At 70.1% G+C, this 12,699-nt stretch carries 11 protein-coding genes; 10 read left to right on the top strand and 1 reads right to left on the bottom strand.

From position 1 onward, the window contains the following. The first annotated feature begins 5 nt into the window (after positions 1 to 5). The 9 genes from A5712_RS03945 to A5712_RS03905 all read left to right on the top strand — a co-directional run bounded on the left by A5712_RS03945 (position 6) and on the right by A5712_RS03905 (position 9,990). A complete protein-coding gene (locus tag A5712_RS03945; RefSeq protein WP_068101607.1) occupies positions 6 to 881 on the top strand; it encodes an aldo/keto reductase in 876 nt (291 codons plus the stop codon). 189 nt (positions 882 to 1,070) lie between these two features. Then, positions 1,071 to 2,900, top strand: a complete 1,830-nt coding sequence (locus A5712_RS03940) for a PE family protein (protein WP_068101604.1) — start codon at positions 1,071 to 1,073, stop codon at positions 2,898 to 2,900. A gap of 25 nt (positions 2,901 to 2,925) precedes the next feature. Continuing rightward, a complete protein-coding gene (locus tag A5712_RS03935; protein WP_068101713.1) occupies positions 2,926 to 3,552 on the top strand; it encodes a PaaI family thioesterase in 627 nt (208 codons plus the stop codon). A gap of 66 nt (positions 3,553 to 3,618) precedes the next feature. Next, a complete protein-coding gene (thrS, locus tag A5712_RS03930) occupies positions 3,619 to 5,673 on the top strand; it encodes a threonine--tRNA ligase (protein WP_068101600.1) in 2,055 nt (684 codons plus the stop codon). Continuing rightward, entirely contained in the window at positions 5,666 to 6,226 is a 561-nt protein-coding gene (locus A5712_RS03925) for an HIT domain-containing protein (protein ID WP_068101597.1), read from the top strand. The genes thrS and A5712_RS03925 overlap by 8 nt, the downstream gene beginning before the upstream one ends. Next, positions 6,223 to 6,855: a phosphatidylinositol phosphate synthase gene (gene pgsA, locus A5712_RS03920; protein WP_068101594.1), complete on the top strand. Its 633-nt coding sequence runs from the start codon at positions 6,223 to 6,225 to the stop codon at positions 6,853 to 6,855. Before A5712_RS03925 ends, pgsA begins: the two co-directional genes overlap by 4 nt. Further along, positions 6,852 to 7,826, top strand: coding sequence for a phosphatidylinositol mannoside acyltransferase (locus tag A5712_RS03915; protein WP_068101592.1), 975 nt, complete (start codon positions 6,852 to 6,854; stop codon positions 7,824 to 7,826). The genes pgsA and A5712_RS03915 overlap by 4 nt, the downstream gene beginning before the upstream one ends. Continuing rightward, positions 7,826 to 8,950 carry a glycosyltransferase family 4 protein gene (locus A5712_RS03910; RefSeq protein ID WP_068101589.1) on the top strand — a complete coding sequence of 375 codons (1,125 nt, stop codon included), beginning with the start codon at positions 7,826 to 7,828 and terminating at the stop codon, positions 8,948 to 8,950. Before A5712_RS03915 ends, A5712_RS03910 begins: the two co-directional genes overlap by 1 nt. Beyond that, the gene (locus A5712_RS03905) at positions 8,950 to 9,990 is read left to right on the top strand and encodes an NUDIX domain-containing protein (RefSeq protein WP_068101586.1); all 1,041 of its coding nucleotides are present in this window, start codon (positions 8,950 to 8,952) and stop codon (positions 9,988 to 9,990) included. The genes A5712_RS03910 and A5712_RS03905 overlap by 1 nt, the downstream gene beginning before the upstream one ends. A gap of 4 nt (positions 9,991 to 9,994) precedes the next feature. On the opposite strand, the gene A5712_RS03900 is transcribed toward A5712_RS03905, so the two are convergent. Then, the gene (locus A5712_RS03900; RefSeq protein ID WP_068101583.1) at positions 9,995 to 11,656 is read right to left on the bottom strand and encodes a PE-PPE domain-containing protein; all 1,662 of its coding nucleotides are present in this window, start codon (positions 11,654 to 11,656) and stop codon (positions 9,995 to 9,997) included. A 120-nt stretch (positions 11,657 to 11,776) separates the two neighbouring features. Here A5712_RS03900 and pdxS point away from each other — a divergent pair, with 120 nt between their 5' ends. After that, on the top strand, positions 11,777 to 12,691 hold the full coding sequence (gene pdxS, locus A5712_RS03895; RefSeq protein ID WP_068101581.1) for a pyridoxal 5'-phosphate synthase lyase subunit PdxS: 915 nt from the start codon (positions 11,777 to 11,779) through the stop codon (positions 12,689 to 12,691). Positions 12,692 to 12,699: the final 8 nt, after the last annotated feature.

Below are 12,699 nucleotides of genomic sequence, written 5' to 3'. Positions count from 1 at the left end.
TATAGGTGACCACTCAGACTGTTGCCCAAGCATCCGGAACGTTCACCCTCGGTGGCGACCTGACCGTCCACCGGCTCGGTTTCGGCGCCATGCGCCTGACCGGCAAGGGCGTGTGGGGACCGCCCGCCGACCGCGACGAATGCGTGCGGGTGTTGCGCCGCGCCGTCGAGCTCGGGGTGAACTTCATCGACACCGCGGACTCCTACGGGCCCTACGTTTCCGAGGAGATCATCCACGACGCGCTGCACCCCTACGACGGTCTGGTGATCGCCACCAAGGCGGGGCTGCTGCGCACCGGCCCGGACGTGTGGGTGCCGCTGGGCAACCCGAGCTACCTGCGCCAGGAATGCGAGATGAGCCTGCGCCGCCTCGGCGTCGAGACCATCGACCTGTTCCAGCTGCACCGCATCGACCCCAACTTCCCGCTGGCCGACCAGGTGGGCGAGCTGCTCACGCTGAAGAACGAGGGCAAGATCCGCCACATCGGCCTGTCCGAGATCGACGTCGATCAGCTCACCGCCGCCCAGCAGATCACCGAGATCGTGTCGGTGCAGAACATGTACAACCTGGCCTCCCGCGGCGCCGAGCCGCTGCTGGACGCCGCGACCAAGCTGGGCATCGGCTTCATCCCGTGGTTCCCGCTGGCCGCCGGGCCGCTGGCCGCGCCCGACGGCCCGCTGCAGCGCATCGCTGCCGAGCACGACGCGAGCCCGTCGCAGCTGGCGCTGGCCTGGCTGCTGAAGCGCTCGCCGGTGATGCTGCCGATCCCGGGCACGTCCAGCCTCGCGCACCTGGAGGAGAACGTCGCCGCCGCCGAGATCACCTTGACCGACGAGGAGTTCGAGACGCTGGCCAAGGCGGGCGCCCAGCAGACCGTGTAACCGCCGTCCGCACCCAAAAATAGGGAAGATTCCCGATATCCCGCGGCCGCCCGACTCCGCACACTGGGCGGCGAGCGCTCCGGGCGGCCGGCACGGTCACACCAACCGCGACACCCCCACGCTGCGGCTTGCCGTCGCCGTGACGCCGCCCGGACGCGCCGAATACGGCTGCGTGGGCGGAGGGAAGACATGTCGTTTGTGGTTGCGGCGCCGGAGGTATTGACCTCTGCGGCAAGGGATTTGGAGAGCATCGGGTCTGCCCTGAATGAGGCCCACGCGGCGGCGGCCGGCTCCACGACCGGGGTGCTGGCGGCGGGGGCGGACGAGGTCTCGGGTGCGATCGCGACACTGTTCAGCGGCCACGGTCAGGCCTTTCAAGCGTTGAGCACGCAGGCGGCGTCCTTCCATCAGCAGTTCGTGCAGACCCTGACCGGCGGCGCGGGCGCGTATGCCCTCGCCGAGGCCGCCAACGCATCACCGTTGCAGACCCTGGAACAGGACGTGTTGGGCGTGATCAATGCCCCCACCGAGGCGCTGCTGGGCCGGCCCTTGATCGGTAACGGCGTGCCCGGTGCTCCGGGCCAGACCGGCGGGGCCGGTGGCCTGTTGTACGGCAATGGCGGTGCCGGCGGGAACGGCCTGCCCGGGCAGATCGGCGGCAACGGCGGTCCCGCTGGCTTGATCGGAAGCGGTGGCACGGGCGGCATGGGCGGGGCCGGCGCGGCCGGTGGCACCGGTGGCACCGGTGGGTGGCTCTACGGCAACGGCGGGGTCGGCGGCCAGGGAGGTGCCGCGCTAGCCGGCATCAACGGCGGGTTGCCCGGGCACGGCGGCACCGGCGGTAATGCAGTCCTATTCGGCACCGGGGGTGCTGGTGGTCAGGGTGGCACGGGGTTGACCGGGGCCAACGGTGTCAACCCGACGGTGAATAGCACGGCTGCGACCGGGGCCCCCGGGTCCGACGTGGTGGTCGGTAATGCCAACGCCACCGGCGTCAACGGGGGTGCCGGTGCCGATGGCGGACTTGGCGCCGCCGGCGGCACCGGCGGGTTGGGTGGCGGCGCGGACGTGACTGGTACCGGGAACGCGCGGGCCGGTAGCGGCGGACCCGGTGGTGCTGGCGGAAACGGCGGCGCCGGCGGCGCCGGCGGGACGGCCGCTACCAGTTCGGGTGAAGCGGACGGGGGTGCGGCCGGCAACGGGACCGTTGCCTTGGCTCCCGGCGGTGCGGGTGGAGCCGGCGGCTTCGGGGGTGTCGCTGAGTCGGGACATGGTGCTGCCTTCGGCCACTCCGGCGGGTCTGCGGGTGATGGCGGTGCGGGCGCACCTGGCGGCACTGGCGGCGTCGGGGGCGCGGGCGGCGACGGTGGTCGTGGCGGCCTCTTGGTTGGCAGTGGCGGTGCCGGCGGGGCCGGCGGTACCGGGGGCGTCGGGGGAAGTGGTGCCGCCGGCGGCCCCGGCGGCACCGGCGGCTTTGGTGGGTTCGCGATGAGCAGTGGCGGCGGTTCCGCCACAGCCGGCGACGGTGCCGCTGGTGGCGCGGGCGGTATCGGGGGTGCGGGCGGTACGGGCGGTGCGGGCGGATCGGGAGGTCATGGTGGTGCCGCCGGGCTAATCGGCGCGGGCGGTGACGGCGGCATCGCCGGCACCGGGGGTGTAGGCGGTCTAGGCGGTGTCGGTGGTCCGGGCGGCCAGGGCGGCCCAGGTGGCTTTAGCCAAGCTGCGCCGGGCAATAGCGGATTCGGCGGATACGGCGGCAACGGAGGCCACGGTGGCACCGGCGGCACCGGGGGCAACGGCGGCGGCAGCGGCATCGGCGGTGTGGGTGGGCCTGGCGGGCTCCTGTTCGGCGGGCCTGGTACCAACGGAGCCGCCGGCCCGGGCGGCAGCGGCGGCAGCGGCGGCAGCGGCGGGGGCTTCGGCATCCATGGCGACGGCGGCGCGGGGTCGACCCAGGACGGTGGCAACGGCAACGACGGCAGCCCCGGCGCTCAGGGTCCTTCCGGTCAGCACGGGTAGTCCTCCAGGTCACCGATACGGTGTCCTGGTGGCCGGCGAGCATCACAAACACCCTGGCGGTGGGTTCAACCCCCCGGATCCGACGACGAAGGGCGGCCCCGATTACGGCCGGTTCATCGACGCCGTGCGCAAGCTGCAGGACCACGCCCGCGCCGTCGACGCCCCCGACGCAGTGATCACCGAGGCCGCGGATCAGCTCGAGAAGCTCTCGGCGCTATTGAGCCCGTACGACGCCGACGAGTGGGAGTCGCCGTCCGGGCGCCGGATGGAACTGCCGATGCGCGGCAACATCCTGTCCATCCCGATGAAGGCGAGCAAGGGCGACGACGGGCGCATCCACGGCTGGGCGCGCTTCGCCCGATTTCACCTCGGGCGCAACGGCGCCGTGCACGGTGGGGCGCTGGGGATGCTGTTCGACAGCGTGCTCGGGCTGACGTCCTCGGTGATCACCGGCGGGCCGCGCCAGCGCACCGCCTACCTCAAGATCGACTACCGCCGCATCGTGCCGATCGAGAAGGAATTGCAGTTCGAGGCCGGCATCGACCGGGTGGACGGCCGAAAGATCTTCGTGTCGGGCCGGCTGTGCGACGGCGACACCCTGCTGACCGAGGCCGAGGCGCTGTTCGTGCGGCTCAAGCCTGGCCAGCCCTGAGCCTGCTCGGCCCCGATAGCATGGGCACGACCAATCACCGCACCCCAGCCTTGGAGACCAAACCCGATGAGCGCCGCCGCACAGCCCACCCCGGCAAACCCGATCCGGGTGCCTGCCGGGACCACCGCGGCCGCCGCGGTCGGTGAGGCCGGGCTGCCCAGGCGCGGCGCGCCCGACGCTATCGTGGTGGTGCGTGACGCCGACGGCAAGCTGCGCGACCTGAGCTGGGTGCCCGACGCCGACGCCGAGGTCGTCCCGGTCGCGGCCAACACCGACGAGGGCCGCAGCGTGATCCGGCACTCGGCCGCGCATGTGTTGGCCCAGGCCGTCCAAGACCTTTTCCCGCAAGCCAAATTGGGCATCGGGCCGCCCATCACCGACGGCTTCTACTACGACTTCGACGTGGCGGAGCCGTTCACGCCGGAGGATTTGGCCAAGCTGGAAAAGCGGATGCGCCAGATCGTCAAGGACGGCCAGCTCTTCGAACGGCGCGTCTACGAATCCAAGGACGCTGCGCGCGCCGAGCTGGCCGACGAGCCCTACAAGCTCGAACTCGTCGACGACAAGTCCGGCGACGCTGAGATCATGGAGGTCGGAGGTGACGAGCTTACCGCCTACGACAACCTCAATCCCCGCACCCGCGAACGGGTTTGGGGCGACCTGTGCCGGGGACCGCACATCCCCACCACCAAGCACATCCCCGCGTTCAAGCTGACCAGAAGCTCGGCGGCCTATTGGCGCGGCGATCAGAAAAACGCGAGCCTGCAACGCATCTACGGCACCGCGTGGGAGTCGCAGGAGGCGCTCGAGAAGCACCTGGAGCTGATCGAGGAGGCCCAGCGCCGCGACCACCGCAAGCTCGGCGCCGAGCTGGACCTGTTCAGCTTCCCCGACGAAATCGGTTCGGGCCTGGCGGTTTTCCATCCCAAGGGCGGGATCGTGCGCCGCGAGCTCGAGGACTACTCGCGGCGCAAGCACACCGAGGCCGGGTACCAATTCGTCAACACCCCGCACATCACCAAGGCCCAGCTGTTCCACACGTCGGGCCACCTGGACTGGTACGCCGACGGCATGTTCCCCCCGATGCACATCGACGCCGAACACAACGAGGACGGGTCGCTGCGCAAACCGGGGCAGGACTACTACCTCAAGCCGATGAACTGCCCGATGCACTGCCTGATCTTCCGGGCCCGCGGGCGGTCCTACCGCGAATTGCCGTTGCGGCTCTTCGAGTTCGGCACCGTCTATCGCCTCGAGAAGTCCGGCGTGATCCACGGGCTGACCCGGGTCCGCGGCCTGACGATGGACGACGCGCACATCTTCTGCACCCGCGACCAGATGCGCGACGAGCTGCGTTCGCTGCTGCGCTTCGTGCTCGACCTGCTCGGCGACTACGGCCTCACCGACTTCTACCTCGAACTGTCCACCAAGGACCCGGAGAAGTTCGTCGGCTCCGACGAGGTGTGGGAGGAAGCCACCAACGTGCTGGCCGAGGTGGGCGCCGAATCCGGGCTGGACCTGGTGCCCGACCCGGGGGGCGCGGCGTTCTACGGCCCGAAGATCTCCGTCCAGGTCAAGGACGCGCTGGGGCGCACCTGGCAGATGTCGACCATCCAGCTGGACTTCAACTTCCCGGAGCGTTTCGAGCTGGAATACACCGCCCCGGACGGGACGCGGCAGCGCCCGGTGATGATCCACCGCGCGCTCTTCGGGTCGATCGAGCGGTTCTTCGGCATCCTGACCGAGCACTACGCGGGCGCGTTCCCGGCGTGGCTGGCGCCGGTACAGGTGGTCGGCATCCCGGTCGCCGACGAGCACGTCGAGTATCTGGAAAGCGTTGCCGCGCAGCTGAAGTCGCACGGCGTGCGGGTCGAGGTGGACGCCAGCGACGACCGGATGGCCAAGAAGATCGTGCACCACACCAACCAGAAGGTGCCGTTCATGTTGCTGGCCGGCGACCGTGACGTGCAGGCCGGAGCGGTGAGCTTCCGCTTCGGTGACCGCACGCAGATCAACGGTGTGGACCGGGACAGCGCCGTCGATGCGATCGTGAAGTGGATCGCCGATCGCGAAAACGCTACTCCCACAGCCGAACTGGTGAAGGTAACCGGCGGTGAGTGACTCCGAGCGCGACGACACCATCCTGGACCGGGGCGTCGGTGAGCAAGACCACCTGCAACGGCTGTGGACGCCGTACCGGATGACCTACCTGGCCGAGGCGCCGATGAAGCGCGATAACGGAAAGACCGAGCAGCCCTTCACCGACATCCCGCAGCTGCCCGACGAGGACGGCCTGGTGGTCGCGCGCGGCGAACTCGTCTACGCCGTGCTCAACCTCTACCCCTACAACCCCGGGCACCTGATGGTGGTGCCCTACCGGCGGGTGTCGGAGCTTGAGGACCTGACCGAGGCGGAGAGCGCGGAGCTGATGGCCTTCACGCAGAAGGCGATTCGCGTCATCAAGAACGTGTCGCGGCCGCACGGCTTCAACGTCGGGATGAACCTCGGCACGTCGGCCGGGGGCTCGCTGGCCGAGCACCTGCACGTGCACGTCGTGCCCCGCTGGGGCGGCGACGCCAACTTCATCACCATCGTCGGTGGCGCCAAGGTCATCCCTCAGCTGCTGCGCGACACCCGCCAGCTGCTGGCCACGGAGTGGGCGAAACAGTCATGAGCAAAGTGCCGTTCCTGTCGCGGGCGGCGTTCGCGCGGCTCACCACTCCCACGGCACGGGCATGCCTGAAAGTCGGATTGACGCCCGACGCCGTGACGATCCTGGGCACGGTCGTCGCGGTCGCGGGGGCACTGACACTGTTCCCGACGGGCCGGCTCTTCGCCGGCACGCTGGTCGTCTGGTTCTTCGTGCTCTTCGACATGCTCGACGGGGCGATGGCCCGGGAACGAGGCGGCGGAACGCGTTTCGGCGCGGTGCTGGACGCGACGTGCGACCGGATCAGCGACGGCGCCGTGTTCTGCGGGCTGCTGTGGTGGGCGGCCTTCGGCCTGCACGACAAGCTCCTGGTGGTGGCCACCCTGATCTGCCTGGTCACCTCGCAGGTGATCTCCTACATCAAGGCGCGGGCCGAAGCCAGCGGGCTGCGCGGCGACGGCGGCATCATCGAACGTCCGGAGCGGCTGATCATCGTGCTGGTCGGCGCCGGCATCTCCGACTTCCCCTACATCGCTTGGCCGCCCGCGCTGTCGGTGGCGATGTGGCTGCTCGCGGCGGCCAGCGTCGTCACCTGCGTGCAGCGGCTGCACACGGTGCGCACTTCCCCCGGCGCGACGGAGCCCATGCCGTGATCCCGAACCCGCCCGGCCTCAACGCGATCGGGGCGCCCCGCCGCCTGGTGAGTCGCCTGGTAGCAGCCACCACCACCGACAGGATGAGCGACTGGGCGTACGCCACCGGGTGGATGGCGGTGCGGGCGATGCCGGAGTTCGCCGCCCGCAACGCATTCGACGCCGGCGCGCGTTACGCCGCCCGCGGCGGTGGGCCAGATCAGTTGCGCAAGAACCTGGCCCGGGTGATCGGCGTGCCACCCGATCAGGTGCCGGACCAGCTGATGCGAGCCTCGCTGGCGTCCTACGCGCGCTACTGGAGGGAGGCCTTCCGGCTGCCGACGATGGACCACCGCGAGTTGGCCCGTCGCATCGACAAGACGTTCCGCGGGGCCGACCACATCGACGCCGCCCTGGCCGAGGGCAGGGGAGTGGTGCTCGCGCTGCCGCACAGCGGCAACTGGGACATGGCCGGGGTGTGGCTGGTGCAGACGCACGGCACCTTCGCCACCGTCGCGGAGCGCCTCAAACCCGAATCGCTGTACCGGCGCTTCATCGGGTACCGGGAAAGCCTTGGCTTTGAGGTCATCCCGCTCTCCGGCGGCGAACGCCCGCCGTTCGAGCTGCTCTGCGAGCGGCTGCGGGCCAACCGGCCGGTGTGCCTGATGGCCGAGCGAGACCTGACCCGCACCGGTGTTGAAGTGAAATTCTTCGGCGAACCCACCCGCATGCCGGCCGGGCCGGCGAAGCTCGCGATCGAAACCGGGGCGGCCCTGTGCCCGGCGCACTGCTGGAACGAGCCCGACGGCTGGCCCGTCGAGATCCACCCGCCCGTGGACACCTCGAGCGGCGACGTCCAGGCCGTCACGCAGGCGCTGGCCGATCAGTTCGCCACGAACATCGCCGCGCACCCCGAGGACTGGCACATGATGCAGCCGCAGTGGCTCGCGGATTTGTCGGACGCCAAGCAGGCGAGGTTGAGGGAAACCTGATGCGAATCGGGATGGTCTGTCCGTATTCGTTCGACGTGCCGGGCGGGGTGCAATCCCATGTCCTGCAGCTGGCCGAGGTGATGCGCGCCCGCGGGAACGAGGTCAGCGTCCTGGCACCGGTGTCCCCGCACGCCGCGCTGCCCGACTACGTCGTCTCCGCCGGCAAGGCTGTCCCGATTCCCTACAACGGGTCCGTGGCGCGGCTGCGGTTCGGCCCGGCCACCCACCGCAAGGTCAAAAAGTGGCTCGTGGAGGGAGATTTCGATGTCCTGCACCTGCACGAGCCCAACGCGCCCAGCCTGTCGATGCTGGCCCTGAACATCGCCGAGGGGCCGATCGTCGCCACGTTTCACACGTCGACCACCAAATCGCTGACCCTGACGGTCTTTCAGGGCATCCTGCGCCCGATGCACGAAAAGATCGTCGGCCGCATCGCGGTCTCCGACCTGGCCCGGCGCTGGCAGATGGAGGCGCTGGGCACCGACGCGGTAGAGATCCCCAACGGGGTCGACGTCGATTCGTTCGCCTCGGCGCCGCGGCTCGACGGATATCCGCGGCCGGGCAAGACCGTGCTTTTCCTGGGCCGCTACGGCGAGCCCCGCAAGGGCATGACGGTGTTGCTCGAGGCGCTGCCGCGGGTGGTCGAGAGTCACCCGGATGCGCAGTTGCTGATCGTCGGTCGCGGCGACGAGGACGAATTGCGCGAGCAGGCAGGCGGAATGACTCGCTACCTCCGTTTTCTTGGCCAGGTGGACGACGCCGGAAAGGCGTCGGCGATGCGCAGCGCCGACGTCTACTGCGCGCCCAACACGGGAGGGGAGAGCTTCGGGATCGTTCTGGTCGAGGCGATGGCCGCCGGCACGCCGGTGGTGGCCAGCGACCTGGACGCGTTCCGGCGCGTGTTGTGCGACGGCGACTGCGGGCGGCTGGTGCCGGTCGATGACGGCGCCGCGCTGGCCGATGCGCTGGTCAAGGTGCTGGCCGACGACGCGCTGCGCGAACGCTACGTGGCGGCCGCTTCGAGGGCGGTCCACCGCTACGACTGGTCGGTGGTGGCCAGCCAGATCATGCGGGTGTACGAGACGGTCGCCGGGGCGGGCGCCAAGGTGCAGGTGGCCAGTTGATGACGTGGCTCGTCATCGCCGTCGTGGCGTTGGTGGCGCTGGTCGCCTTCGCCGGCTGGGCATACCAGACCGCCCACCGGCTCGACCGGCTGCACGTCCGCTACGACCTGTCCTGGCAGGCGCTCGATGGGGCGCTGGCCCGACGCGCGGTGGTGGCTCGGGCCGTGGCGATCGACGGGTATGGGAGTTCTGCCGAGGGCAGGCGGCTGGCCGCGCTGGCCGACGCGGCGGAACACGCGCCGCGCGCGGCCCGCGAGAACGCGGAAAACGAGCTGTCGGCCGCGCTCGCGATGGTCGATCCCGCGTCGCTGCCGGCGGGTCTGATCGCCGAGCTGGCCGACGCCGAGGCCCGCGTCGTGCTGGCCCGCCGCTTCCACAACGACGCCGTTCGCGACACCCTGGCCCTGCGTGAGCGATTCTTGGTGCGCACCCTTCGGCTGGGCGGAACCGCCGCGCTGCCAAGCTATTTCGAGATCGTGGAGCGCCCGCACGCGCTGGCACACCCCGAGCGCGGCGTGCCCAACCACCGCACGTCGGCGCGGGTGGTGCTGCTCGACGAGTCCGGCGCCGTGCTGTTGTTGTGCGGGTCGGACCCGGCCAACCCGGCATTCGGCGACGGGGCCGCGCCGCGTTGGTGGTTCACCGTGGGCGGCGAGGTGGGCGATGGCGAGCGGTTGGTCGAGGCGGCCGTGCGCGAGCTGGCCGAAGAGACCGGCCTGCGGGTCGAGCCGGCCGACATGATCGGACCCGTGTGGCGGCGCGACGAGGTATTCGAGTTCAACGGCTCGCTGATCGAGAGCGAGGAGTTCTACCTCCTGCACCGCACCCGCCGATTCGAGCCGTCCCTGGCGGGGCGGACCGAGCTGGAACGCAGCTACATTCACGGCGCCCGTTGGTGTGACGCTAACGACATCGCCGAGCTGACCGCCGCGGGCGAGCAGGTGTACCCGCGCCAACTGGGCGAGTTGCTGCCGGTGGCCAACCGGCTGGCGGACGGCGCCGACCGCGCCGCGGCCGGGGTGCCGCAGCCCATCCTCTGAGGTCTTAGAGCCGCAATCCGACGTCGGCCAGCGCGTTGGTGATGCCCTGCACCGCCCCCTGCTGCAGCTCGGCTCCGAGCGTCGCCGGATCGATCTGCGGGAACAGCCCGAACGGCGTGGGCACGTCCTGGTAGGCGGTGCGGTCGTAGCCCAGCTCGACGAGTACCCGCAGGTCCGGCTGGACCAGATCGGCCAGCGGGTGTCCCACCAGGGGAATGGCGCGCAGCGGGTCCAGCAGCGGCAGGTTCGGGTTGGGAATGAGGATGTAGGTCGTCATGGTGTCCCCCGGCGACACCGGCTGGACCACCCCCGACGCCAGCTGCGCGGCGGTCACGGTGTTGTAGGCCGGGTGCACGAAAAGGAAGCCGGCGATGGCGTTCGCGTCGGCCAAAATATCGATCGGGTACTGCGGGAAGTCGGCGGCGCCGTCGTATTGGACGGCGTAGTCGATGGTGGGGTAGGCGTTGGTGGGGGTCGCGCCGTAGAACGTGAAGCCCATTCCCGGTATGGAGAAACCGGGCATGCGCGCCAGCAGCCCGCCGTCGGGGCGGTCCGGGTTGGCGATCAGCACGAAGGACAGCTGGTCCAGCGCCGGCCGCACGCCCGCCGGCAAAGATTGCAGATAGCGCATTTCGACGGTGGCGATCACGGCGCTTTGCGAGCCGCCGAAGACGATGACGTGGTTTCCCGCCGCGAGTTGCGTGTTGATCGCCGTGTTCAGGTTCTGCACACCCTGGGCCACGGACTGGTCCAGCGTCAGGCTGTCCAGCCCGGTGAAGGGGAACAACTTCTCGGGCGTCACCAGGAACTGCGCGTTGTAGTCGGGATGAGTCGGATTGATGAAGAGCTCGGAAGCCAGCACGTTGTGCAGCCGGGGCAGCGGGCCCAGGCCGGTGCCGCCCATGATCAGCGCCGTCGGCCCGCCGACTCCCACCTGGTTCTCGTTGACGAGCAGCACCCCGACGTTGCCGTTGCCCGGGTTCCCGAAGCCGATGTTCTGATTGCCGGTGTTCCCGATGCCGATGTTCTGGTTGCCCGTGTTCTGGATGCCGAAGTTCGCGTTGCCGAGGTTTCCGATGCCGATGTTGCCGTTGCCGACGTTGTTGATGCCGATGTTGCCGACGCCGACGTTTCCGCTGCCCAGGTTCTGCGGCAGCGCCTGCCACGGCACCAGTTGCGCGACCGCGGCCGAGGCACCGGCGTAATAATCCGACATCGCGGCCGCGTCCTGCGCCCACATCTGCTCGTACTCGGCCTCGGCCGCCGCGATCGCCGGGGCGTTCTCGCCCAGCAGGTTGTATCCCACCAGCGACAGCAACCGGGTTCGGTTGGCGGCCACCGCAATTGGGTGCACCGTGGCCGCCAGCGCCGCCTCGTAGGTGCCGGCGGCCAACCGGGCCTGGGCGGCGGTCTGCTCGGCCTGACCCGCCGCCGCACTCAGCCACGCCGCGTACGGGCCGGCCGCGCTCGCCATCGCCGCCGCCGCCGGGCCGGCCCAGGCCTCGCCCGCCAACTCGGCGGTCACCGACGCGAAGGAGCCCGCCGCGGCGCGCAGCTCCTCGGCCAGCCCGTCCCAGGCCGACGCCACCGCCAGCATCGGGCCCTGGCCCGGACCGGCGAACATGCGCGCGCTATTCAATTCCGGCGGCATCACGGCGAAATTCATCGCTACGTTTCTTTCGACTCGGTGATCCGACGATATGACAGGTCCCGCGCCCGAGCTGGAAAAACCGGTTTGTTGGCCCCCACTAGACTGGTGCAGGCATTGACGGAGCGAAGGAGAGACGTGGACACCGCCCAGGCAAATGGTGGCCAGGCCAACCAGACCGGCACCGCGCGCGTCAAGCGCGGCATGGCCGAGATGCTGAAGGGCGGCGTCATCATGGACGTCGTCACGCCCGAGCAGGCGCGCATCGCCGAGGGCGCGGGCGCCGTCGCGGTCATGGCGCTGGAACGGGTGCCGGCCGACATCCGCGCCCAGGGCGGGGTGTCGCGGATGAGCGACCCCGACATGATCGAGGGCATCATCTCCGCCGTGACCATCCCGGTCATGGCCAAGGTGCGCATCGGTCACTTCGTCGAGGCGCAGATCCTGCAGAGCCTCGGGGTGGACTACATCGACGAGTCGGAGGTGTTGACGCCCGCCGACTACACCCACCACATCGACAAGTGGAAGTTCACCGTGCCGTTCGTGTGCGGCGCGACCAATCTCGGCGAGGCGCTGCGGCGCATCGGCGAGGGCGCGGCGATGATCCGCTCCAAGGGCGAGGCCGGCACCGGCGACGTGTCCAACGCCACCACGCACATGCGGGCCATCAGCGGCGAGATCCGCCGGCTGACGTCGCTGTCCGAGGACGAATTGTACGTCGCCGCAAAGGAATTGCAGGCGCCCTACGAGCTGGTCCTCGAGGTGGCCCGGGCGGGCAAGCTGCCGGTCACCCTGTTCACCGCCGGCGGCATCGCCACCCCCGCCGACGCGGCGATGATGATGCAGCTCGGCGCCGAGGGCGTGTTCGTCGGCTCCGGCATCTTCAAGTCCGGGGCGCCCGAGCACCGCGCCGCCGCGATCGTGAAGGCCACCACCTTCTACGACGATCCGGACGTGCTGGCCAAGGTGTCGCGCGGGCTGGGCGAGGCGATGGTGGGCATCAACGTGGAGCAGATCCCGCAGCCGCACCGCCTGGCCGAACGCGGCTGGTAAGAACAACC

The organism is Mycobacterium sp. E2327 (assembly GCF_001672675.1).
Taxonomy (GTDB): Bacteria; Actinomycetota; Actinomycetes; order Mycobacteriales; family Mycobacteriaceae; genus Mycobacterium.
Note: the sequence above shows the minus strand (reverse complement) of the source record. Positions and strands in the feature narration are given on the sequence as shown.

Bases quoted from the DNA above. Each gene is read 5' to 3' on its own strand.
- A5712_RS03905 (WP_068101586.1), top strand. From the start codon at position 8,950: ATGACGTGGCTCGTCATCGCCGTCGTGGCGTTGGTGGCGCTGGTCGCC.
- thrS (WP_068101600.1), top strand. From the start codon at position 3,619: ATGAGCGCCGCCGCACAGCCCACCCCGGCAAACCCGATCCGGGTGCCT.
- A5712_RS03940 (WP_068101604.1), top strand. From the start codon at position 1,071: ATGTCGTTTGTGGTTGCGGCGCCGGAGGTATTGACCTCTGCGGCAAGG.
- pgsA (WP_068101594.1), top strand. From the start codon at position 6,223: ATGAGCAAAGTGCCGTTCCTGTCGCGGGCGGCGTTCGCGCGGCTCACC.
- A5712_RS03910 (WP_068101589.1), top strand. From the start codon at position 7,826: ATGCGAATCGGGATGGTCTGTCCGTATTCGTTCGACGTGCCGGGCGGG.
- A5712_RS03900 (WP_068101583.1), bottom strand. From the start codon at position 11,656: ATGAATTTCGCCGTGATGCCGCCGGAATTGAATAGCGCGCGCATGTTC.